Below are 23,892 nucleotides of genomic sequence, written 5' to 3'. Positions count from 1 at the left end.
AGTAGGACGCCGCCAAGCGAATCTTTCATCATACATAGAAAACAGGCTCTGCATGTGGACGTTGTACGATGAATTGCATTTGCCCTGCAAATGCATATTATTCCCTGATAGCTCAGTTGGTAGAGCACTCGACTGTTAATCGAGTTGTCACAGGTTCGAGCCCTGTTCGGGGAGCCATTAAGGCCCGTTGGTCAAGGGGTTAAGACACCTCCCTTTCACGGAGGTAACAGGGGTTCGAATCCCCTACGGGTCATAATATGGAGGCTTAGCTCAGCTGGGAGAGCATCTGCCTTACAAGCAGAGGGTCGGGGGTTCGATCCCCTCAGCCTCCACCATATAACTTTTATAACGACGCGGGGTGGAGCAGCCCGGTAGCTCGTCGGGCTCATAACCCGAAGGCCGCAGGTTCAAATCCTGCCCCCGCAATTATACTTTCCTTTGAGAAAGTGATCTGGAACCGTGGTGTAGTTGGCCTAACATGCCTGCCTGTCACGCAGGAGATCGCGGGTTCGAATCCCGTCGGTTCCGCCATCTTGTATATGCTTCAGGGATGAGAATCCGTTTTTGGGTTCGTCGGAGCATTCACTTCGAGAGCATAAGCTTCGCAGTCTCGAATGAAGTGAGAGTATCCCGTCGGTTCCGCCATTTTTATATTAATAATACCGTATGCGGAAGTGGCTCAGCGGTAGAGCATCGCCTTGCCAAGGCGAGGGTCGCGGGTTCGATTCCCGTCTTCCGCTCCAATATTTGCGCCCTTAGCTCAGCTGGATAGAGCGTTTGACTACGAATCAAAAGGCCGGGAGTTCGAATCTCTCAGGGCGCGCCATTATAACTTCAAATTCGCCGGCGTGGCGGAATGGCAGACGCGCTCGACTCAAAATCGAGTGGGAAACCGTGGAGGTTCGAGTCCTCTCGCCGGTATATATAACGGGATGTAGCTCAGCTTGGTAGAGCACCTGGTTTGGGACCAGGGGGTCGCATGTTCAAATCGTGTCATCCCGATCTCTAAAAACATTATCTAATTATAGATAGTGTTTTTTATGTTTATCTATATATGATTCTATAACTGCAGGTTCCCGTATTCACTATGACAAGTTCTCTAACCTAACACATGCGTGTTCCTTCTTCAGATGACAAGTTAGTTGTGCATAAAGCCTCGTTCTTTAGGTCACAATAGGTTTAAAAAGTGATAGAAGGGGTTCATGTGAACACGTTTAACTTCAGAAAACAATTCAAGAGACGCTGGCGACAGTGGAAACGAACAGTATGGATGACGGCGGCTCTGCTTGCAGTTACGATATTGGCTTACAGTGGGTTGTCTATCTCATCAGCGATAGAGCGTTTGCTGACAACTAATTTTAGTAAGGCAACCAGTGTGATGGGCCCTGTTACGCAGGAAACAAGATCTGAACAGGAGATTCAGGCGTTAGTAGAGCAACTTGATTTTGATCCGGATCATTTAACAAGTGTGGTTTTGGAAACACATTACATCTGCGGAGTGGAGACAGAGCAGTTAGGTAAGATGGCTAGACCGCAGTTGAAGATGCTGCTGACTCAACATCCGGAATGGGATGCTACCGTTGGAACATCAGATGAGTTACATTTGAAGCAACGTGTAGATGACCTTTCACCGCTCTGTAAACAGCAGGCGTATATCAGCATAGATGCTGTAGGGAACCTTAATTTGTACGAAGGTAAGCCTGCAGAAGAGAAGATTATTCGTACGTTCTTTCAATTGGATGTTGGGACGTTGGAGAGTTCTTTGCCTGAAGGGGTGCTGGAGCAACTGCAGCAGGGTATTCGGATTCAGGACAAGGATGAGTATGATAGCGTGATCTCTACGTTCAGCGACTATGCTGTGGATGAAGACCATCATTTAATCCGTAATGGCGGGTAATCCAAACGTTCTCACCTATTGTATTAAGATTGTGGATTACTGAAACGATGGTGGCAATAGCAATAACATTGGTGGTTTACGTAACCAAGCGATAGAATCTAAAATACGTGGAATGTGGTGAAGGACATCGAAGAGATGTCCTTTTTGTCGTTTGAACTGAAATACATGAAAATACGATAAACATGTAAAAAATTCACGGATAAAGACGAGTAATCAGTTAGACAAAGTTTTTCCTGCCGCAGGGTCTATCTTTTGTTATAATGAAATGAACGATACATATGTTCGCTTTTGTGAGGGAGAGATGGTTTTGCGTTTTTTGGGAATTGACCCGGGGATTGCGATTGTTGGTTTTGGTTTTGTGGATAAAATCGGCAGTAAGGTAGTACCCGTACAATATGGATGTATACAGACGGAAGCTCATACCCCTGAAGAGGAACGGTTGCTTCACGTATATGAAGGTATGGTGCAATTGATTGATAAATACAAACCGGACGCAGTAGCGCTGGAGAAACTTTTTTTCAATCGGAACGTTACAACAGCGATGTCTGTTAGTCAGGCTAGAGGCGTCATGGTACTCGCTGCCGCACAGAAGGGTTTGCCTATTGCAGAATATACGCCAATGCAGATCAAGCAGGCTGTTGTGGGGTACGGTAAAGCGGAGAAGAAGCAAGTACAGGAGATGGTCAAAATGTTCTTGCGTCTTCAGGTCGTTCCTAAGCCGGATGACGTAGCGGATGCATTGGCTGTAGCCGTGTGCCACGCACACTCTTATACATTAAATTCCAAGTTGAATGAGGTATTGCGAAAATGATTGATTTTCTAAGAGGACAGTTCATTCATGTAGAGAATGATTATATTGTGCTGGATGTTCATGGTGTGGGTTATCGCGTATTCTGTCCAAATCCATTTGCGTTTGCGAAGCAAGAAGGCGAAATTATTGTGTACACGCACCATCATGTGCGTGAGGATGCGATGTTGCTGTTTGGATTTGTTACAAGGGATGAACAGCGTTTGTTCCGTAAACTGATTGAAGTATCCGGTATTGGTCCAAAAGTGGCACTGGGCATACTCGCTGGAGGTACACCAGAACATGTGGTTACGGCGATTTATCAGGAGAATCTTACGTTCTTGACCAAATTGCCAGGCATCGGCAAGAAGACTGCACAACGCATGATTCTGGATCTCAAGGATAAGCTGGATAGTTTTGGCGCGGCAACGTATGCAACAGGTTTGTTCGCTCCTCCATCGGAAGAGTCGGGAAGTGGTTCAGCCTGGGATGAGGCACGTGAAGGTCTCAAGGCACTTGGGTATACTGACAGTGAGCTTGATAAAGTATGGCTCAAATTGAAAAAGGATGTTACTACAGCAGATTCCGTTGATGTGTTGATGAAAAAGGCACTGCAAATGCTGTTTACGGGATAATACAATTTGCATATTATAATATAGCTGTAGCCTGCAAAAAAAGGTAGGGATGAACATGGATGATCGGATTATTTCTGCGAACCTGATGATGGAGGACCAAAATGTTGAGTTGAGTCTTCGTCCCCGGTATCTGAATGAATATATCGGGCAGAATCAGGTGAAGGAAAATTTAAAGATATATATTGAAGCTGCCAAGTTTCGTAATGAGGCATTGGATCACGTTTTGTTATATGGACCACCTGGACTTGGTAAAACAACACTTGCCAATATTATTGCCAACGAACTGGGCGTTAACTTACGAACTACGTCAGGCCCAGCTATTGAACGCCCGGGTGATCTTGCAGCATTGTTAACCAATCTGCAGGAAGGCGATGTCTTGTTTATTGATGAGATTCATCGTTTGCATCGTACGGTTGAAGAAGTCATGTACCCTGCTATGGAAGATTCGGCATTGGATATTATGATTGGTAAAGGTCCAAGTGCACGTTCCGTTCGGCTGGATCTGCCACCATTCACTCTGATTGGTGCTACAACGCGCGCTGGCTTGCTGTCTGCGCCACTTCGAGACCGATTTGGTGTTATCAGTCGCTTGGAATTCTATACGGTGGATGAGCTGGCTTACATCGTCTCACGCTCTACCGAAATTTTGGGTGTGGAGATTGTGGGAGATGCTGCGGAAGAGATTGCATTGCGCTCACGTGGGACACCGAGGATCGCCAACCGTTTGTTAAAACGAGTACGTGACTTTGCACAGGTACGTGGTGATGGGATTATAACGCAGACACTGGCGGAAGAAGCGCTGCAACGTCTCCAGATTGATCCGCGTGGACTGGACGATATTGATCACAAGATGCTCAAATCGATGATCAACAGCTTCCGGGGAGGTCCGGTAGGGTTGGATACCATTGCTGCTACGATTGGTGAAGAAAGTCAGACGATCGAGGATGTTTATGAACCGTATCTGCTTCAGATTGGTATGATTCAGCGTACACCAAGGGGCAGGATCGTAACAGATCTCGCCTATCATCACTTGGGCCTGCCTGTACCACCAAGAGACGGAAAATAAATGAGTCTATTGAACATTCACGATTTGAACATTCACCATAAACATTGAAATAATCACGTGTTAACCCGATATAAAATGAAAGAAATGCATGGAGAGGAGTCTGATTGTGGGAAAAGCAATACGAACGAAGAAGTGGAGTCGTCGATTGAAGGTACTGGCGGCAGCTCTTTTGACAGTGGGTTGTCTGCAAGTGCCTGCATATGCAGCCGGAAATGATGGACAGACGATCCGGGTAGCCATGTTTGCGAATCTGGGCAGTACGTATAAATCAACTACACCACTCATTACGCTTGAATCGACCGGACAATGGAGCATCCAATCGGAGAGTGGCGCAAATTTAAGCCTTCCGGCAGGGCAAGTCCGTTTCAGTGCAGATGGATTCCGAGTGAAGGTGTTGGAAACAGCAGACTTTAAGACAGCATCCGCAGCAGCAAAATTGTTGCAGGCAACCGCAGATAAGCCATTACTGTTCACAACGTCTGTGAATGGAAATGCCCTCTACCAGCTCTACACAGGTAACTATGCAACGGGGGGACTGGCAGGACAAGCTGTTACACGAGTACAAAAGGTAGCAGCTGCTCAATTGGCTGGTCAGAAGCCAGCTGTAACGGGAAGTAAACGCCTGTCTGCTGGAACCTATGGTTCGATTCAGGAAGCAGAAGCAGCACAAGCCAATCTTTTATCAACAGGAGTTAGTAGTGTCTATCCAGTCCTTCAACTGAGTGGGGGAAGTCAAGCATATGCGGTATGGGTGGGTGAAGCTTCAACGGATGTGGAATTAACCGCATTGAAGAACAGTGTGGAAGCCAAAGCTCCGGGGTTAAGCCTTTCACCTGTCAACAATAGTGCAGGGCTCATCATCCGCCAGGATGCAGGATTAAGTATGGATGCACTCAAAACAGCTCCGCATTACACCATTGCAGGTACTGAATCTAAAGCATTGGTACAAGGGAATGGCAGTGGGATCAAAGTAGTGGAACGTTCCCAGCGAACGTATCGTGGAGATATGGAAATCAGCATCGTGAGCGGTGATCTGGCGTTGGTCAACGTCGTTCCACTGGAGCAATACCTGTACTCTGTCGTAGGGGCAGAGGTGTATTCCTCCTGGCCTGCTGAAGCTCTGAAAGTTCAAGCCGTAGCTGCTCGATCCTACGCGCTTCAACAGGGTGATCGTTTCAAAATTGCAAATGTCGTGGATACAACTCTCAGCCAAGCCTATAACGGGATTGGTTCGGAGAACGATAAAGTAACCAGTGCAGTGGATGCAACTGCTGGAGAAGTGGTCAAGAGCGGTGGGAAAATCATCGAAGCTGTATTCTCCTCCAATGCTGGCGGCCAGACGGCTCATCCTTCTGAGGTATGGAACGGCGGAGCAGGTGTGTTCACCAATGTGGTTAGCTCAGGAGATACATCAGCCCAGGCAGGATTACATACGTGGTACCATGTGCTGCTGGGTACCGGCGTTAGCGGGTACATTCGTGAGGACAACATCAAAGAATTAACGACCAAGACCAATGCAGGACTGGCAAAAGTGACGGTAACGGCTCAGAATACCAATGTGCGTCCCGTTCCGTTAATTCAATCCACCGTTGAACCTGTAGCAAAAATGAATCCAGGCAACGAAGCTGTTGTGCTGGCAAAAGTGGCTCAATCCAATGATTATGCTTGGGTGAGAGGACCGTTCACGTCTGCCCAGTTGGTTAAATCCCTTCAGGGTAAAACAACAGCGTCTGTTCCTGCTTCAATCTCAACCTTGGAAGTGACCAAGCGTGGACCTTCCGGAAGAGCACTTGAAGTCACTGCCAATGGACAGGCTATGACGGTGAAATATGCCGATACATACCGCTCTGCGCTCGGTGGATTACCGAGCACTTTATTTGATATTGCAGGGACCGGAAGTTATACTGTATTAGGCGCTGACGGCAAAACAGCCAGTAAAACCGGCTCAAATGGTGCCTCTGTATTGTCTTCTTCTGGCGCAGGAACATCATCCGGTAATGCACTTGTAGTTATGAGTAGTGATGGTCAAGCGAGAGCGGTGACGCAGGGTCAGACCTTCATGTTCATCGGTCAGGGCAATGGCCACGGATTGGGCTTGTCCCAATGGGGAGCCAAAGGCATGGCAGATGAAGGGTATGATTACCAGGCAATATTGAAACACTATTATCAAAATGCGACTATTGTTAAGGAATGAAACTAAATGAATGTGAACTTATATGATTTTGAATTACCAGAGCAATTGATAGCACAGACGCCGTTGCTTGATCGCACGGCATCTCGTTTGCTTACCTTGAACAAAGATAGTGGTGAGATTAATCATCAAACGTTTCCTGATATTATCGATTTTCTGAATCCCGGCGATACATTGATTCTGAATGATACACGTGTTCTACCAGCCCGTCTGTTCGGTACAAAAGAAGATACCGGAGCAAAAGCGGAAGTCTTATTGCTCAAAAATGTGGAAGGCGACAAGTGGGAAGCACTGGTTAAGCCGGGGAAAAAGTTGAAAGCCGGTTCGGTCATCGTATTTGGTGATGAACTCAAGGCAATCATTGAAGAAGAGGGCGAGATGGGGGCGCGTACACTTACGTTTACGTATAATGGAATCTTTCAGGAGATTCTGGACCGTCTGGGTGAGATGCCGTTGCCACCTTATATCAAGGAGACATTGGATGACCGTGAACGGTACCAGACCGTGTATGCCAAGCATGAAGGATCAGCGGCTGCACCTACAGCAGGATTACATTTTACGGATGAGTTGCTGGACCAGATTCGTGCCAAGGGCGTTAATGTCGCCTTCATCACGCTTCATGTAGGACTGGGAACATTCAGACCAATGTCGGTTGACGTTGTTGAAGATCATGTCATGCATGAGGAGTATTACTCCTTGTCACAAGAAACGGCAGATCTGATTAACCAGACCAAAGAGAACGGACACCGTGTTTTTGCGGTTGGGACAACGAGCTGCCGGACTTTGGAAACGGTAGGCAGCAAATTTGAAAATGGAATACTGCAAGCGAGCAGCGGATGGACCAGTATTTTCATCTATCCAGGCTATTCCTTCAAAGTGATCGATGGGATGCTTACGAATTTTCATCTCCCGAAATCCACGTTGGTTATGTTGGTTAGTGCACTAGCAGGCAGGGAACATATTATGCAGGCATATGAGGAAGCCATCCAAGAGAAATACCGGTTCTTCAGCTTCGGCGATGCTATGTTGATATATTAGTATAACGATTAACTTTTAGAGGATGATTAAAACCAATGGCAGCAATTACGTATGAACATATCAAAACTTGCAAACAATCCGGTGCACGTCTGGGACGTGTACATACACCTCACGGTATTATTGAGACACCAACCTTTATGCCTGTAGGTACACAAGCGACTGTCAAAACAATGAGCCCTGAAGAGTTGAAAGAAATGGATGCTCAGATTATTTTAAGTAATACCTATCACCTGTTTCTGAGACCAGGACATGAAATCATCCGTGAAGCTGGCGGATTGCACAAATTCATGAACTGGGATCGTCCAATCCTGACGGACAGCGGTGGATTCCAAGTGTTTTCTCTCAGCGAGATGCGCAAAATTACGGAAGAAGGCGTTAACTTCCGTTCTCATCTGAATGGAGACAAGAAGTTCCTTTCTCCTGAAGTGGCGATGGAAATCCAGAATGCACTTGGCTCCGATATTATGATGGCGTTTGACGAATGCCCACCGTATCCGGCTGAATATGAATATGTCAAAAAATCACTCGAAAGAACAAGCCGCTGGGCAGAACGTTGTCTCGAAAGTCACGCTCGTCCGCATGACCAAGGTCTGTTTGCCATCGTACAGGGAGGCATGCATGAAGATCTTCGCCGTCAGAGCGCCGCAGATTTGACTTCCATGGATTTCCCGGGGTATGCTATTGGTGGACTGAGTGTTGGAGAACCGAAACATTTGATGTATGGTGTATTGGATTATACGTTACCTTTGTTGCCGTCTAATAAACCACGTTATTTGATGGGGGTAGGTTCGCCCGATGCGTTGATTGAGGGATCAATTCGTGGAGTGGACATGTTCGATTGTGTTCTGCCAACTCGGATTGCCCGTAACGGAACAACAATGACCAGTCAAGGACGACTGGTAGTTCGCAATGCCAAGTTTGCAACTGATTTTGGACCACTAGATCCTGAATGTGATTGCTACACTTGCCGCAACTATTCCAGAGCTTACCTGCGTCATTTGATCAAAGCAGATGAAACATTTGGCCTGCGTTTGACGACAATCCATAATCTTCATTTCTTGCAGAATTTGATGCGTAATGTACGTAAAGCCATTATGGAAGATCGTTTGCTTGATTTCCGGGATGAATTTTTCGATCAATATGGTCTTCATGACAATGACAAAGGTTTCTGATAGAGGTTTTTGCGGAACCGATGTAACTAGCAGCAACTGTACGTATAGTCGATAAGGGGGAGTTTGAATGTTCCAAGGATTAACAGCAACAACTGCCAATGCAGGCGGAGGCATTGTATCTTTGATTGTACCTTTGGTACTCATGGTTGCAATTTTCTACTTCTTGATGATTCGTCCACAGAACAAAAAGCAAAAGCAACGGAATTCCATGCTGAGCCAATTGAAAAAGGGCGATAAAATTGTAACGATTGGTGGCCTTCACGGTACGATCGCTGAGATTACGGACGATGTGGTTGTATTGCGTGTAAACGATGTAACTAAGCTTACGTTTGACCGTAATGCAATCAGCACGGCTGTAGCTCGTGATAAGGCTGTTGAATAGTTACTGTAACATAGAATAACGAGGGTGCGTTTTGTGGCGTATTCCCTAGTAGAGAACCGGATCTCCTTGGAGACCCGGTTCTCTTTTTTTGTTTTACGGGGGAAGGTCGATGTTCTTTACCAGTCAGCTAGGAGCGGTGCGTATTCACACCGAACATGCCACCGAGAGCTGAAATGAAGAACGCGCTAAGCAGTTGTAAACTATCCTTCCAATTAAACGAAGCATCCAGCGCGAGAAATCCAATCAACAGCACAAGGAGCCCATATACAATTCCGGTAATCCCTCCGTAGTACCATCCTTTTTCACCAGAGCGTTTGCCTGCGACAAAACCACCAACCAATAACGACAAGCCATGAACAACATAGGTATAGAGCGAGAGGTCCTGTTCCCGCATTCCGCTCATCCAGAGAAACAAGGAGAGAATTAATGCCCCGATAAACATCCATACAAAAGCCTGACAGAGGCCTGACAGAATCGGATTGGACACTCGAAACGAAACCAAGCGGCGGATCAATTGCATGAAGCAACCCCCTTGTACAAGTTATAAGTTAATACAGTGTATGGTCAAGCCTTCGGACTTATGAACTGTTTTCCATTAAATGAACGGATTATTTCTGCATGAGCATGTAAGGTTCAGGTCAAAATAGGGATTGCACTACCCAGCAAACTGTTAAAAACTCAGTTTCGAAGGAGGACCCCTGTTGTGAACTTCCCAGATGTCGGATCACATATCTTTCGAACCATTCTCATGTACTTTCTGGTGTACTGTGCAATGAGAGTTATGGGTAAACGTGAGATCGGTAAGCTATCCATGTTTGATCTGGTCGTGTCAATTATGCTCGCAGAGATGGCTGCCTTTGTCATTGCAGATATAGATAAACCCCTGTATCATGGCATTGTGCCCATGTTGACTCTCATCATAGTACAGATTGGGATGGCCTTTATTGGTCTTAAAAGTCGGCGTCTTCGCCTGATGATTGATGGCAAACCTACTGTTTTGATCTCCAAAGGCGTCCTTCACCGGAATGAAATGCGGAAGCAAAGATATAACCTGGATGATCTATTACAACAACTCCGTGAACAAAATGTAGACAGTATCGGTGAGGTTGATTTTGCTATTTTGGAGACCACAGGCAAACTTACCGTTTTTCCCAAGGATGAGAATGCTTCTAACGACAGCAATTCTTCCAGTTCTGACTCAGAAGAGTCTTCTTCCAGTAAATCCAAAACAGGAAAAAATCAGATTGACGGATTTCCAAATATCAAATATGAAGGTCTGCCACTACCCTTAATTATGGACGGCAGGGTCCAGGATCAGAATCTGGAGATCATCCAGAAAACGAGATTTTGGCTGAAAAATCAGATTCAGCATAATGGAATTCAGGAGTTCAAAGATGTATTTATATGCTCCATCGACCATAATGGCAAAGTGTATGTAAGTCCAAAAGATGATAAAAAATGAATATCATTTGCCTGATCGGCGCTTGAACCATGAACCAATCAAAGGAGCACGGGACAGATCATGAAAGTCAATCATTTTGGTCCAGCCCATGACGATGAAATACACGATAAGCCCGACAAAAGGAGCGAGAAGCATCCTGACCCAAAAAGGCAATATCATGGCAGTCTCTTCGTATACGATTAGGGTCGCTGCTCCCATGATAAACATTCCTGCCCCCGTTTTGATCCAATCCATAATTTTGAAGCGGAACTGTAGCAGGCTACGTACGCTTTGGGCATGTAACAGGGTAACTACCGTAGAATTCACACAGATGGCGATGACTGCACCGAAGATGCCATATTCAGGCCGGGAAGCAAGTGTTAAAATCAACGTGATCTTGATAACAGCACCGATGAACGTATTTAGCAATGCTTTACCCGGACGGTCGAGGGCTTGCAAGGCAGCTTGAAGAGGAGCTTGAATATAAATGAACAAAGCAAAAGGAGCCATTAGTTTCAGCATGCTTCCGATCGATGCATCATTATACAGAACAAGGCACATCGGTTCGGCAAGCACATACATAAACACAGAAAACGGAGCACCCGTCACAAGTGCCAAGCGTAATGCCTGATGCATTCTTTTGTGAATCAGTGCCCGATCTCCTTGAGCAGAAGCTTCAGACAGTGAAGGAACAAGTGATGTCGCGAGCGATGAGGTTAGTGCCCCCGGCAGCAGCAGCAGAGGAATAATCATACCTTGTAATGCACCATATTGTGCTGTAGCGAGCCCTTTGGATATGCCTGCCAGAGCCAGACTCTGGGCAGTAACAATAGTTTCGGCCAGATAGGATAAGGAGCCAACCAATCGTCCTGCTGTAACAGGAATAGAGATTGCAAGCAAACGCCGGATTAATCCGGGCTGTGGAGTACCCGTCTCTTTCAGAACTGAGGGCATTGGATTTAAAGGCTTGGATGAAGGTTTGGTTGTGAGATTGGACATGTTCTGTTGATTAGCGAGCGGTAACTCTTTCTTCTGGCTGTTATACTTCCACAAGAGTACAAGCATACCGCCGAATTCTCCAACGAGTGCGCCCAGCATGGCACCAGCCGCAGCTTGTGCAATACCGTGGGGAAGGAGAAGCCAGGCAAACCAAATGACACAGACGATACGAATGATGGTTTCAACAATGGATGAAATGGCAGTAGGCATCATGTTTTGCTTACCTTGGAAATACCCTCTGTAGACAGCAGATACGGCGATAATGGCAATCATGGGGCTCATACTAACGAACGTATGGTACACCCGCTCATCTGTGAGCACGTACTTGGTAACCCAGGGTGCAAATAGGATGCACAAAAACATGAATACAACACCCAGGGTCAACGTAAAGCTTAAGCTTACTTGCAGGATTCGCTGGGGGGAATAACGATTGGCACCGGTATCAGCTTCGGCTACGAGCTTGGCTACGGCGAGCGGAATACCACCCGTAATTAATGTCACCAGTACGATAAAAAAGGGATAGCTCAATTGGTAGATGCCAACACCTTCTGCACCAATGACACGTGGCAGCGCAATGCGCGGAATGAAACCAAGTATTCGATTAATTATGCCTGCCGCGAGCAGGATCATGGCCCCCTGGATAAATGTCTGTTTCTTCAAGACTACCCCTCTTTCCCGGTTGAAAGTACAGGTTATCAACATAAACGGGACAAAGCCGTTGTTCTTCATCCTATGCCAGTCCTTTATCTTCTCATGACAACTTGGACACGATTAACAAAAAGAACCATAATCAGCAAGAAGGAATATGATCAGGCGAAGTCGAATCATGTAATATTGATGCCGCATAAAGGCTTGGATGTACGAAGGGAGGCTCCCCGTTGGAAGAAATGAATGATGTGGAGTTGGAACAGTCAATAGAGATGCTCTGCCGTAGCAAGGCGGAGGAATTAAGGCTTGTCGGTTACGAACATGTCACCAGCAAAGATGTCTGGAATTGCGTCAGTCATAAATATGAAAAACAGGGCATTCCACCGCTTCACCAGCTGGTGAACGACATTTTGTCACTGAAAGCAACAAGCTTTATGAACTTTATGACCGTGTCTGCATACCGGGGGTCCTCTTTCTAGACGAAAGGGATCTTTTTTGTTGAAAATTGACTGCTTTTTACGGCATCGCTATAATAGGAATATTGAGAACGAAGGGGGATCTAGGAACGGCATGAAAAGAATTATCAGTTTCATTCTGGTCGTGCTTGTCACCACAGGGGTAATGGTGGGAACAAGCCCGGAACTGCTCAAAAATATACGCTTGGGCCTTGATTTAAAGGGAGGCTACGAGATCTTATATGAAGCAGAGCCGCTCGAAGCAGGTCAACAAGTCACCAAAGAATCTTTGGTGCAAACGGCCAAAAGTCTTGAAAGCCGCGCCAATGCGCTCGGAACAAGCGAACCGGAGGTAACCACTGAAGGAAGCAACCGGATTCGATTGAAGTTGGCAGGGGTTACGGATGAGGCTGAAGTTAGAGCCAAAATGAAGGAACCGGCTGTTTTGACCTTCCGTAGTAAAGCTGAGAACGACAAGGAAGGCGAATACACCAAAATTGAGCTTCGCGGAAATGAATTTGTTGAGAATGCAGCCAAAGTTGTGTTCACTCAATTGAATGAGCCTATGATTGACATTCAAGTGAAAGACAAAGCCAAATTTTCCGAGATTACCAAACGTTTGATCGGACAACCTCTTGCCATTTATTTGGACGATGAGCTGCTCTCTGCTCCAACCGTTAGACAACAGTTGACAGATGGCTCCGCTCAGATTTCGGGTGCTTACACACGTGACGAAGCAAACCAGCTTCGTGACACCATTAACCTGGGTGCATTGCCACTGAAACTTACAGAGAAGTATTCACAAAGTGTTGGTGCAACACTTGGTAAGCTTTCTCTGGATCAGACCATTAAAGCGGGATTGATTGGTTCCGTTATTATTCTAGTGTTCATGATTGGGCTTTATCGCATTCCTGGTATTATTGCGAGTTTTGCCTTGATTACACATACGTGGCTGGTACTTGCAATCTTCTATTTAGGAGAATTCGTGCTTACCCTTCCAGGGATTGCGGCGTTTATCCTGGGTATAGGGATGGCGGTGGATGCCAATATCATCACGTACGAACGGATTAAGGAAGAGATGCGTAGTGGTAAGTCGATCTTGTCATCAGTTAAAGCGGGTGGTAAACATTCCTTCCGTACGATCATTGATTCCAATGTTACGACCATTATTGCTGCTTCGGTGATGTTCTTCTTGGGAACAGGTGCGGTTAAAGGTTTTGCACTCGTGCTGATCTTTGACATTGTCACCAGTATTATCACGAATATTTTCTTCTCCCGCTTCCTGTTGACCCTGCTCGTACGGGCTAACGTGTTGAAGAAGCCTAAGTACTTCGGAGTGAAGGAGAGTGAAATTCGTGCGCTTTAATTGGAATTTTGATTATATTAAAGGAAGTAAAATTGCCTATACATTCTCGATCATTTTGACTGTAGTAGGGATTATCAGTTTGCTCTCACTTGGATTGAACTACGCCGTTGATTTCCGTTCAGGATCAAATGTGGATATCACCGTATCCAAAACCATCACAGCGGAGCAAATCAATCCAATCGTGAATGAACTGGGTGTTGACACAAAGGAAGTCCAGATCACGACTGGATCTGATCGGGTTAATGTTCGATTCTCGAACGTATTGGATGAAAACCAAGAAAGCAAATTCAAGCAAGAATTTACCAAACTGGATGCAACGGCTTCCTATGAAGTGAATACCGTTGATCCAGAGATGGCCAAAGAGCTAGAGCGTAATGCGATCTATGCGGTACTGGTTGCCAGTATCGGGATCATGATCTATGTTGCGATCCGGTTCGAATGGCGATTCGCTTTGGCAGCGGTTGTTTCCATATTCCATGATGCCTTCGTAGTTATAAGTGTATTTTCTATATTCCGTCTTGAAGTGAATCTGACCTTTATTACGGCGGTACTAACCATTGTCGGATTCTCGATCAACGATACCATCGTTATCTTTGACCGGATTCGGGAGAATCTGCGTTTCGCCAAAAAATCAACGAAAGCTGATCTGCGTGAAGTGGTCAACCGGAGTTTAGCCCAAACGATGACGCGCTCGCTGAATACAACATTTACTGTATTTGTTGCTTCACTCTGTTTGTTTATTTTTGGCGGAGAGTCTATTCGTATGTTCTCTCTGGCGATGGTGATCGGAACATTCTTTGGTGCCTATTCTTCAATCTATATCGCCGCTCCATTATGGTTCACGCTCAAAGGTAAACAAGTGGATAAGCCAAAAACAGTAGCTAAAGAATCTAACTAAACATCTTATTGTGAAGCCGCGTCTGCCAGGCGCGGTTTTGCAACTTTATGTACAGAATTAAGGGGGAATATTCATGACCAGAGAACATATCCCATCTGCTCAGGCTGCCACATGGAGCGGTATTGCTGGTAATATGGGACTTGCGGTGATCAAAGCGGGAGTCGGTTATATGGCAAACAGCAAATCATTGCTCGCTGACGGCTTGTATTCTGCTTCTGAAGCTGGTTCTGCTCTGGCTGGTCTCTTTCCCTCCAAGTCTGTACGCGATAAGAGCAAGGCTCGCAGGGAACGGTTTAAAGAACATTCACGTGTTGCTAGACCCGGAATCTCAGTATTGTTATCTGTGCTGATCCTCATGGGTGGATTACAGCTTGCCATCTCCGCATTGGGCAGTCTCTCCGGAAGTGAACCGGAAGCACCCGGCAAGTCGGTACTTTTGGTAGCTGTTGCAGCTCTGGCTGTGAAAGAAGCGATTTTTCAATTTCAGTACAGATATTTCCGTAAACGAAATCAGTCTCAGGCGCTATCCTATGCACAGCAACATCGCCGTGCACTCTATTGCTCGCTCACCGTGTTAATCGGCATTATAGGATCGATGGCTGGTGAAGAGACGGGTTTGAGCATGCTGCTCTATCTGGACCCCACGGCTGCGTTGATTGCTTCCTGTTTTGTGCTTCACAAGGGTTACCGAATGATTGTGGACACAGTCTATGGTTCACTTGTTCAGGAACTGGAGCAGGAAGAAGCGTCAGATTTCAAAGAGACCGTACAGCGGGTATATGGCATCATTACCATTGAGCATTTGGTTGCACGTGAACAGGAACATGACGTTACGATTGAGCTGGTCATTAGTGTGAATCCAAGAATCTCGATACTGGAAGCACAGGAGATTGCAAATCGGGCCAAGACACTACTGCTAACCCGTTTTAGTCATGTGAAAGAAGTACAGATTCAAGCGATACCATATGATCCAGGCTATCCCTATAAATCCAATCATGAACTGCCCGATCACGAAGCGACATTAATTCAGTAGTGAAGCGCGGGTCCAGTAGATCAGGAAAGGAGCGTTATCATTGCTTTATTCGCAATACCGGTGGAATACACCGAATATCGATTTGGAGGCGGCTGCGGGACTCTCGCAGGCGCTTTCCGTTTCACCTCTTGTTGGACGTTTGCTTGTGAGTCGAGGAGTGCACAATGAGAAGGAGGCCGAACGTTTTTTGCATCCTGACCTGAATCAGATGCATGATCCCTATTTGTTACTCGGCATGAATGAAGCTGTGCCACGAATCAAGCTGGCATTGGAGCGGGAAGAACATATTTTGATCTACGGGGATTATGACGCCGATGGCGTATCCAGCACATCGCTCATGATCCATTTGATGCGTCATCTTGGGGCTTCGTACGATATATATATCCCTCATCGCTCGAATGAAGGGTATGGATTGCACAACCATGCGCTCGATTGGGCGCATCAACAAGGCGTTACCCTGATCATCACTGTAGATACAGGCATCAGTGCCGTAGAACAGATTGCTTATGCTGCAACACTCGGAATTGAAGTCATTGTGACAGACCACCATGAGCCGCCTGAAATTTTGCCTGAAGCCTATACGCTCATTAACCCCAAACTTCCGGGATGCCCTTATCCTTTTAAGGGACTGGCTGGTGCAGGTGTTGCCTTGAAGCTGGCTCAGGCATTAATCGGGGAGGTACCGGGTGAATGGATGGAGATAGCCGCCATCGGTACAGTTGCCGATCTGATGCCTCTGGAAGGGGAGAACCGGGTTATTGTGAGTTATGGTATAGAATCCATGCGTGGTTCACGTCTTCCCGGTGTAAGTGCATTGCTGGAAATCAGCGGTGTGGATCAGAGTCAGGTGACTTCGATTAATATTGCCTTTGCCATGGCACCTCGTATTAATGCCAGTGGACGTTTGGATCATGCCGGGAGAGCGGTATCGCTTCTCACCACCGGGAATCTGGATGAAGCTCATACGCTTGCGGGCCAGCTTGATCTATTGAATCGGGAGCGGCAGCAAGTCGTAGAAGGCATATTACAAGAAGCAACGGCACAGTTGGAACAAAAGATACAGCTTCGTTCAGGATCCGTTCCAGATGTAATCGTATTGGCTGGGGAGGGCTGGAACGTCGGAGTGGTTGGTATTGTAGCTTCCAAATTGCTGGAGCGTTATTACCGACCTACACTTATCCTTGGGATCGATCCAGAGACCGGTGTCTGCAAGGGCTCTGCGCGCTCCATTGAGGGCTTGGATATCTATCAGGCGCTCACAGTCAATAAACACACCATGGACCATTACGGGGGACATCCGGCTGCAGCAGGTATGACCCTGCATCGGGATCAGCTGGAAGAACTTGAGGCGGGCTTGAATGAGTTTGCTGCAACTGTGTTGACCGAAGAGGATTTTGTACCTCAGCGTCTTGCGGATGACGAATGCAGAATCAGTGATGTTCCGCTGAAAGTGATCCAGGAGATCGACAGATTGCAACCTTTCGGGATGAGCAATCCTTCGCCACGCTTTGTATTTAGAAGTGTGACTGTAAAAGAAACCAGAACGATGGGACGAGAGAAACGCCATCTGAAACTGGTACTTGAACAGGATGGTCAGCAGCTGGAGACAGTTGCTTTTGGCAAAGGAGCGTTAGCAGAGTTCATTCTCCCAGGTACCGTAATTGATGTGATGGGAGAACTGTCCATCAATGAGTGGAATGGGATGAGAAAACCTCAACTGATGCTTCAGGACATTCATGTTCCTCAGGTTCAAGTGTTTGATATGCGCGGTAATGCCGAGCCATTAAATGCGATGAAACAGTTCTTGAGCTCACTTGAGGTGCATCTGCGATACAAATCAGGTTCTATAGGTGCTATTGTTCGGAAAGAAACCAATGTTTCCGAGGGAAATTCATTGTATGAACCTTGCCTTTGGGTATATGATAGAAAGGTCGGGTTATTTCCGTGTAATGCTGCTGCGCAGCACTATGGACAGGAACAAGTCCGGACGTTATTTGTGTTTGATACGCCGGAAACCCCGGAACAACTTGATGCCATGCTGGCTTTGTTCAGTGGAGCAGAGAATATCATCCTTCTGCACGGATCAGGCAACCGCCGAGATCGCCTTCAGATGCCTTCCAGAGAACTCTTTAAGCGTATTTATATGCAGGTGTTGAAATGGAAAGCTGAACCCGTGGAGGAACAAGAGATTACTCCTGTGCTCAGTCGTCAGTGTGGTTGTTCGCCGCGCATGATTACGATGATGTTGGATGTATTCGAAGAGTTGTCCTTCATTACCCGTGATAACGGAAAAATTGCGTTTGTGGATAACCCGCCTAAGCGTGAACTAACCGCTTCACGTCACTATCAGGCGCTCGAAAATATGGCCGAGATAGAACAGCTGATGCTGGATGCAGCCACACCGCAACTGACACAATGGATGATATCCCGGATGAAGGGCGTATCTTAGATGGAAGTTTGTGTGTTTATTTTAGGAGGAGATTATTTTGGATTTTAAAGATTATATTCGTGTCATTCCTGACTTTCCACAACCGGGAATCAGCTTTAAGGACATTACAACATTGTTGAAGGATGGAGAAATGTACCGCAAGGCGATTAATGAACTGAAAGTGATGGTTTCTGATCTCAAAATTGACGTCATTGCTGGACCTGAAGCACGTGGTTTCGTTGTGGGCGCCCCTCTGGCGTACGCTCTAGGTGTCGGTTTTGCGCCGATACGTAAAAGTGGAAAACTGCCTGGAGAGACGATTGAAGTCGGTTATGATCTCGAATATGGCAAGGATACACTCGCGATGCACACAGATGCGATTGAAAAAGGTCAAAATGTCCTGATCGCAGACGATCTGCTCGCAACGGGTGGAACGATTGCAACTTCCATCAACTTGATTGAACAATTGGGTGGGAAAGTTGTCGGTGCTGCTTTCCTGATCGAGCTGTCTGATCTGAATGGACGTGCTAAATTGCCTGAAATCGATGTATTCACATTGATGAACTATTAAGCTGAAATCTCCACATGTACGGCTGTGATGAAACATGAATTGCTTTTCCCGTTTCCCGGGAAATAATATACAGTATTAATGATTATCAAAAAGCCTGTTCTTACAACCGTAAAGGTTAGGGAGAACAGGCTTTTTGATGTGTATAAGATGGAATTAATCGGGCGTTTTTTCAGTGATAGGCTGTTTACGCGAATCGTCATTCAACCAACCCAGTACTTCAAACAGTTTGAACAACAAGCTCATCAGGATTCCGACAATGGTTGCCAGTGCCATCCCTTTCAGATGAATACCGTAGAAGGTAACTTCTGTACCACTTAGCCCGATGACCAGTACAAGTGTAGTAAGCAGCAGATTGGTCGGTTTGGCAAAATCGACTTTCTGTTCAACCAGAATACGCAAACCGGATGCTGCAATAACTCCGAACAGAAGCAGGGATACCCCACCCATAACAGGCACAGGAATGTTAGCTACAAGCGCCGAGAATGTTCCTGAGAAGGAGAGTACGATTGCAATAACCGCTGCACCACCAATGACATATGTGGAGTATACGCGAGTTAGTGCCATAACACCGATGTTCTCACCATAGGTTGTATTAGGAGTAGATCCTACAAACCCGGACAGAATGGTGGAGACCCCGTTACCAAGCAGGGAACGATGAAGCCCAGGGTCTTTCGAGAGATCTTTGCCTACAATGCTGCTTGTTACAAGCAAATGTCCAATATGTTCTACAATAACCACGAGTGCTACAGGTAAAATGGTGAAGACAACAGACCAGTCAAATGTAGGAGTGGTTACGGTTGGCAGTGAGATGAAATCTGCGTTTCCGATAGCTTGTTTATCAACCAGACCCATTAAACTACCCAATACATAACCGGATACAATTCCGATTAAAATATGAATGATTTTGGGAAATCCACGGAACGTTACTGCACCAATTACTGTGATTCCCAATGTGACCATGGATAAAATAATTGGCTTGGCTTGAGGTGTCCAGTTGGGATATTTAAGGATATCGGGATTAATCAGACCTGCCATTCCTGCAGCCACAGGTACAAGTTCAAGACCGATCAGAGCAACGATGGCGCCCATAACCGCTGGTGGGAAGACTACGTTAATCCATCCGGTACCCGCAAATTTAATAATGAGGGCCACGAGACAGAAAACAAGTCCTGTTATGATAAAAGCTCCAAGTGCCATGGAGTAGCCATTCTCTGGATGTTGTTTTAATACTATTGTGACAGGTGCAATAAAGGCAAAACTGGACCCAAGGTATGCGGGGATCTTTCCTTTACACATCAGTATGTACAACAATGTTCCAATTCCGTTCATCAGCAGGATCATACTTGGATCAACACCGAATAGGTTAGGTACAAGCACCGTACTGCCAAACATGGCGAACAAATGCTGAAGGCTAAGCAGTGAACCTGAGCCAAGCGGCATCTTTTGATTAACCTGAATTTCACGTTGCAATGAATTTCATCTCCTTTTTCGAAACACAAACTTTCAATAGATTACAGAGTTTCTCTTAATTAAGCAATAACATTTTTGACGTAGCAAAGCGATGGGATTTATATTTTCATGAATTTCCCTTCTATTTCAGCAAATAACGGCAATAATACATAAGAAATAAGAAATACATCCAATCCCCTGTGACTTATAGGGAAACGGGTTAGAAGTATTACAGATCACGAATATAAAAATTGGATAAGCGCTCTTATTCGTCAGCAGTTGACGGGAAACGGGGGAAGCGTCATAATTATAGGAAATTACTTTTACGGGGAACCTGTGTTGCAGCAATGTCACGGGTTCCATTTGGTATAGAAAGGACACGGAACAGATCAGAATGGGCATAGAGCAATTACTCGAGAAGGCCGGGGCATATATCAAAGAACCCGATCTGGTGCGCATACGAGAAGCTTACGAATTTGCTGATCAGGCCCACCATGGACAGACGCGAAAATCGGGAGAACCGTATATTCTGCATCCGCTTGCGGTTGCCGACATTGTTGTGAACATGCAGATGGACACCATCTCCATAATAGCAGCGCTTCTTCATGATGTAGTAGAGGATACTACGGTCTCACTTGAAGAGATCCGCAATCATTTCGGCAATACGTGTGCCATGCTTGTTGACGGCTTGACGAAGCTGGAACGTATTAAGTTCCGCTCCAAGGAAGAACAGCAGAACGAGAACTACCGCAAAATGTTCATCGCCATGGCGCAGGACATCCGTGTCATCGTGATTAAATTGGCTGACCGTCTGCATAATATGCGGACACTCAAGTTTCAGTCGGAAGAAAGCCAGCGCCGGATTTCATATGAGACGCTGGAAATTTTCTGTCCGATTGCGAATCGTTTGGGTATCTCTGCAATCAAATGGGAAATGGAGGACATCGCCCTCCGTTATTTGAATCCGCAGCAGTACTACCGAATTGCAAACCTGATGCACAAAAAGCGTGCGGAACGTGAGCAATATATTGATACGGTTATGGATGGAATTACGAACAAACTCGATGAGATGGGCATTCAGGCAGACCTTTCGGGCCGCCCGAAGCATATCTACAGCGTGTTCAAGAAAATGACGACCAAAAACAAGCAGTTTAACGAAATTTACGATCTGCTTGCCATTCGTATTATTGTGGATAATATCAAGGATTGTTATGCTACCCTGGGAATTATACACACGTTATGGAAACCGATGCCTGGACGCTTTAAAGACTATATTGCGATGCCGAAGGCAAATATGTACCAATCGTTGCATACAACCGTAGTTGGTCCCAATGGCGAACCAACGGAGGTACAGATTCGGACATGGGATATGCACCGGACTGCTGAATTTGGTATCGCTGCTCACTGGGCTTATAAGGAAGGCGCAGCGGCAGGTCCGCAATTCGAAGACAAAATTACGTTCTTCCGCGAAATTCTTGAACTCCAAAATGAAGCACAGGATGCTTCAGAATTCGTTGAATCACTCAAAATGGATTTCTTCTCGGATCTGGTATTTGTATTTACGCCAAAAGGAGAAGTCATTGAATTGCCAATTGGCTCTGTTCCTTTGGATTTTGCTTATCGAATCCATACGGAGGTTGGTAATCGCACCATTGGTGCCAAAGTGAACGGTCGAATTGTTCCGCTTGACTATCATCTGAAGACAGGTGATATCATTGAAATTTTGACGTCCAAACATTCTTACGGACCTAGCCAGGACTGGCTGAAAATTGCAAAATCTTCTCATGCACGAGCGAAGATCAAACAATGGTTCAAGAAGGAACGCCGTGAAGAAAACGTTGAAAAAGGTCGGGAGAGCTGTGAGCGTGAACTAAAACGCATGGGGCTTGATCCTTCTGCGTGGATGACGGATGACAAGTTGATGGAAGCTGCCAAAAAATATGCGTTTAACGATATTGATGACATGCTTGCGGCTGTTGGATTCGGTGGGATTACTGCTGCACAGATTGTAACCAAAGCAACCGAAAAACTGCGTAAAGAGCAGGAAGAGTCCAGTTTGCTGGAATTAAATTCCGAGATGCGCGAGCTGAAACCTGCGCCTGAGCGCAGAAATCGACCAACCAACGGTATTCGTGTCAAAGGCATCGATAATTTGCTTGTCCGATTCGCACGATGCTGTAATCCTGTACCTGGGGATGACATTATCGGATACGTTACACGCGGACGCGGCGTTTCTGTACACCGCAGTGACTGTCCGAATATCCCGACAAGTGCAGATGGAGAAGAAGCAGCACGTGTGATTGAGGTTGAGTGGGAAGAGAATATCGAAGCGAGTTACAGTGTGGATATTGAGATTACAGGCCATGATCGGAATGGCTTGCTCAACGAGGTACTCCAGGCTGTATCCGAAAGTAAAACCAATATATCTGCCGTTACAGGACGGACAGATAAAAATAAATTAGCATTGGTGCACGTCACAATTCTGATTCGTAATACGGATCATCTGCAATCCGTTGTAGAACGGATCAAACGTGTGAAAGATGTCTATTCGGTGCATCGGATTATGCAGTAAGGAGCCTGTAGATGAGGGTGCTTGTACAACGCTGTAAAGAGGCTCAGGTAACCGTGGGAGACGAGCTTACAGGTAAGATCGAATCCGGATTACTGCTGCTCGTAGGTATTACCCATGAGGATACCGAGAAAGATGTCCAGTATCTGGCTGACAAAGTTAGTGGGTTACGGATATTTGAGGATGATCAGGAGAAGATGAATCTCAGCCTGCTTGATGTAGGCGGTGCTGTATTGTCTGTTTCCCAGTTCACCCTGTACGGAGATTGTCGCAAAGGAAAGCGTCCGAGCTTTGCGGCTGCGGCCCGACCTGAAGCGGCAGAACTGTTATATGAAACGTTTAATCAACTACTACGGGACAAAGGTATTCAGGTGGAAACCGGTCGTTTCGGAGCGATGATGGATGTAACATTTACCAACTGGGGACCCGTGACTTTGATGCTTGAAAGTCCGGTTCGTCAGGAACCACGTGCATAATTTCATGGGGTTCAGGCCATAATGAGGGATAATTCGTTGATGACTATTTCATGAACAAAGGAGTATCCATCCAATTATGCGCCAATCTGCGAAAGAAACACGTACCCGTACAGAGCCTTTGTTACTCCCTGGCAACCTGTATGAATCATTGCACCTTGCCCGTTCGGCTGCTGAGTATGTTGCAACGATCTGGGCACTTCAGGATTCGGACAAAGGGAAGCAGAGTCATCTTCCGCGATCTTGAATGTTTACACAGGGATGTAATTATCCGATATTTGGATTATACAGATTCTGAGAAAGTCCTGATTCCTTACCGAATCAGGACTTTTTGTCATGAGATGATCTTTTTAACTATTATTTTGACGACTTCGTCACAAAATGAAATTACATT

The 23,892-nt window shown here is 46.1% G+C and carries 21 protein-coding genes and 9 tRNA genes; 27 read left to right on the top strand and 3 right to left on the bottom strand.

Annotated elements, in window-relative coordinates:
* Positions 1-101: 101 nt before the first annotated feature.
* The 17 genes from J7E78_RS01250 to yajC all read left to right on the top strand — a co-directional run bounded on the left by J7E78_RS01250 (position 102) and on the right by yajC (position 9,168).
* Positions 102-177, top strand: a tRNA-Asn gene (locus J7E78_RS01250).
* 4 nt (positions 178-181) lie between these two features.
* Positions 182-253 (top strand) — tRNA-Glu (locus J7E78_RS01245).
* A 6-nt stretch (positions 254-259) separates the two neighbouring features.
* Positions 260-335 (top strand) — tRNA-Val (locus tag J7E78_RS01240).
* Positions 336-352: 17 nt separating this feature from the next.
* Positions 353-426 (top strand) — tRNA-Met (locus J7E78_RS01235).
* A gap of 27 nt (positions 427-453) precedes the next feature.
* Positions 454-531, top strand: a tRNA-Asp gene (locus J7E78_RS01230).
* 137 nt (positions 532-668) lie between these two features.
* Positions 669-743, top strand: a tRNA-Gly gene (locus J7E78_RS01225).
* A 6-nt stretch (positions 744-749) separates the two neighbouring features.
* Positions 750-826 (top strand) — tRNA-Arg (locus tag J7E78_RS01220).
* Between the two features lie 16 nt (positions 827-842).
* Positions 843-921 (top strand) — tRNA-Leu (locus J7E78_RS01215).
* A 7-nt stretch (positions 922-928) separates the two neighbouring features.
* Positions 929-1,002, top strand: a tRNA-Pro gene (locus tag J7E78_RS01210).
* Positions 1,003-1,204: 202 nt separating this feature from the next.
* Entirely contained in the window at positions 1,205-1,897 is a 693-nt protein-coding gene (locus J7E78_RS29780) for a BofC C-terminal domain-containing protein (protein WP_215074553.1), read from the top strand.
* Between the two features lie 307 nt (positions 1,898-2,204).
* Positions 2,205-2,708, top strand: coding sequence for a crossover junction endodeoxyribonuclease RuvC (gene ruvC, locus J7E78_RS01200; protein ID WP_017686765.1), 504 nt, complete (start codon positions 2,205-2,207; stop codon positions 2,706-2,708).
* Entirely contained in the window at positions 2,705-3,319 is a 615-nt protein-coding gene (ruvA, locus tag J7E78_RS01195) for a Holliday junction branch migration protein RuvA (RefSeq protein ID WP_215074552.1), read from the top strand. Before ruvC ends, ruvA begins: the two co-directional genes overlap by 4 nt.
* Before the next feature lie 55 nt (positions 3,320-3,374).
* On the top strand, positions 3,375-4,385 hold the full coding sequence (gene ruvB, locus J7E78_RS01190; protein ID WP_017686767.1) for a Holliday junction branch migration DNA helicase RuvB: 1,011 nt from the start codon (positions 3,375-3,377) through the stop codon (positions 4,383-4,385).
* Positions 4,386-4,491: 106 nt separating this feature from the next.
* A complete protein-coding gene (locus J7E78_RS01185) occupies positions 4,492-6,579 on the top strand; it encodes a SpoIID/LytB domain-containing protein (RefSeq protein ID WP_215074551.1) in 2,088 nt (695 codons plus the stop codon).
* Between the two features lie 6 nt (positions 6,580-6,585).
* Entirely contained in the window at positions 6,586-7,614 is a 1,029-nt protein-coding gene (queA, locus tag J7E78_RS01180) for a tRNA preQ1(34) S-adenosylmethionine ribosyltransferase-isomerase QueA (protein ID WP_215074550.1), read from the top strand.
* A 35-nt stretch (positions 7,615-7,649) separates the two neighbouring features.
* Complete coding sequence (gene tgt, locus J7E78_RS01175) at positions 7,650-8,786, top strand: tRNA guanosine(34) transglycosylase Tgt (RefSeq protein ID WP_036616872.1); 1,137 nt, start codon at positions 7,650-7,652, stop codon at positions 8,784-8,786.
* Between the two features lie 67 nt (positions 8,787-8,853).
* Positions 8,854-9,168 carry a preprotein translocase subunit YajC gene (gene yajC / locus J7E78_RS01170; RefSeq protein WP_215074549.1) on the top strand — a complete coding sequence of 105 codons (315 nt, stop codon included), beginning with the start codon at positions 8,854-8,856 and terminating at the stop codon, positions 9,166-9,168.
* Positions 9,169-9,295: 127 nt separating this feature from the next.
* Here the strand turns inward: yajC and J7E78_RS01165 are convergent, their stop codons facing one another.
* Positions 9,296-9,688: a TIGR04086 family membrane protein gene (locus J7E78_RS01165; RefSeq protein ID WP_017686772.1), complete on the bottom strand. Its 393-nt coding sequence runs from the start codon at positions 9,686-9,688 to the stop codon at positions 9,296-9,298.
* A gap of 228 nt (positions 9,689-9,916) precedes the next feature.
* Here J7E78_RS01165 and J7E78_RS01160 point away from each other — a divergent pair, with 228 nt between their 5' ends.
* On the top strand, positions 9,917-10,630 hold the full coding sequence (locus J7E78_RS01160; protein ID WP_215074565.1) for a DUF421 domain-containing protein: 714 nt from the start codon (positions 9,917-9,919) through the stop codon (positions 10,628-10,630).
* Between the two features lie 3 nt (positions 10,631-10,633).
* On the opposite strand, the gene spoVB is transcribed toward J7E78_RS01160, so the two are convergent.
* Entirely contained in the window at positions 10,634-12,268 is a 1,635-nt protein-coding gene (spoVB, locus tag J7E78_RS01155) for a stage V sporulation protein B (protein ID WP_215074548.1), read from the bottom strand.
* 227 nt (positions 12,269-12,495) lie between these two features.
* Between spoVB and J7E78_RS01150 the strand changes: the two genes are divergently transcribed.
* The 6 genes from J7E78_RS01150 (at position 12,496) to J7E78_RS01125 (ending at position 19,007) form a co-directional block, all read left to right on the top strand.
* On the top strand, positions 12,496-12,735 hold the full coding sequence (locus J7E78_RS01150) for a post-transcriptional regulator (RefSeq protein WP_215074564.1): 240 nt from the start codon (positions 12,496-12,498) through the stop codon (positions 12,733-12,735).
* Between the two features lie 91 nt (positions 12,736-12,826).
* Complete coding sequence (secD, locus tag J7E78_RS01145; RefSeq protein ID WP_215074547.1) at positions 12,827-14,077, top strand: protein translocase subunit SecD; 1,251 nt, start codon at positions 12,827-12,829, stop codon at positions 14,075-14,077.
* Positions 14,067-14,975, top strand: coding sequence for a protein translocase subunit SecF (secF, locus tag J7E78_RS01140; RefSeq protein WP_215074546.1), 909 nt, complete (start codon positions 14,067-14,069; stop codon positions 14,973-14,975). Before secD ends, secF begins: the two co-directional genes overlap by 11 nt.
* 73 nt (positions 14,976-15,048) lie before the next feature.
* A complete protein-coding gene (locus J7E78_RS01135) occupies positions 15,049-16,008 on the top strand; it encodes a cation diffusion facilitator family transporter (protein ID WP_215074545.1) in 960 nt (319 codons plus the stop codon).
* Between the two features lie 40 nt (positions 16,009-16,048).
* Positions 16,049-18,457 carry a single-stranded-DNA-specific exonuclease RecJ gene (gene recJ, locus J7E78_RS01130; RefSeq protein WP_215074544.1) on the top strand — a complete coding sequence of 803 codons (2,409 nt, stop codon included), beginning with the start codon at positions 16,049-16,051 and terminating at the stop codon, positions 18,455-18,457.
* A 37-nt stretch (positions 18,458-18,494) separates the two neighbouring features.
* Positions 18,495-19,007, top strand: coding sequence for an adenine phosphoribosyltransferase (locus tag J7E78_RS01125; protein WP_215074543.1), 513 nt, complete (start codon positions 18,495-18,497; stop codon positions 19,005-19,007).
* A gap of 153 nt (positions 19,008-19,160) precedes the next feature.
* On the opposite strand, the gene uraA is transcribed toward J7E78_RS01125, so the two are convergent.
* Positions 19,161-20,477 (bottom strand): uracil permease, encoded by a 1,317-nt coding sequence (gene uraA, locus J7E78_RS01120; protein ID WP_215074542.1) that lies wholly within the window; start codon positions 20,475-20,477, stop codon positions 19,161-19,163.
* 373 nt (positions 20,478-20,850) lie between these two features.
* Between uraA and J7E78_RS01115 the strand changes: the two genes are divergently transcribed.
* The 3 genes from J7E78_RS01115 to J7E78_RS01105 all read left to right on the top strand — a co-directional run bounded on the left by J7E78_RS01115 (position 20,851) and on the right by J7E78_RS01105 (position 23,745).
* Positions 20,851-23,028 carry a RelA/SpoT family protein gene (locus J7E78_RS01115; protein WP_215074541.1) on the top strand — a complete coding sequence of 726 codons (2,178 nt, stop codon included), beginning with the start codon at positions 20,851-20,853 and terminating at the stop codon, positions 23,026-23,028.
* An 11-nt stretch (positions 23,029-23,039) separates the two neighbouring features.
* Positions 23,040-23,501 carry a D-aminoacyl-tRNA deacylase gene (dtd, locus tag J7E78_RS01110; protein WP_215074540.1) on the top strand — a complete coding sequence of 154 codons (462 nt, stop codon included), beginning with the start codon at positions 23,040-23,042 and terminating at the stop codon, positions 23,499-23,501.
* A gap of 76 nt (positions 23,502-23,577) precedes the next feature.
* Complete coding sequence (locus J7E78_RS01105; protein ID WP_156946186.1) at positions 23,578-23,745, top strand: hypothetical protein; 168 nt, start codon at positions 23,578-23,580, stop codon at positions 23,743-23,745.
* Positions 23,746-23,892: the final 147 nt, after the last annotated feature.

The sequence above is a fragment of the Paenibacillus polymyxa genome, from assembly GCF_018614975.1.
Lineage (GTDB): Bacteria > Bacillota > Bacilli > Paenibacillales > Paenibacillaceae > Paenibacillus > Paenibacillus polymyxa_E.
Note: the sequence above shows the minus strand (reverse complement) of the source record. Positions and strands in the feature narration are given on the sequence as shown.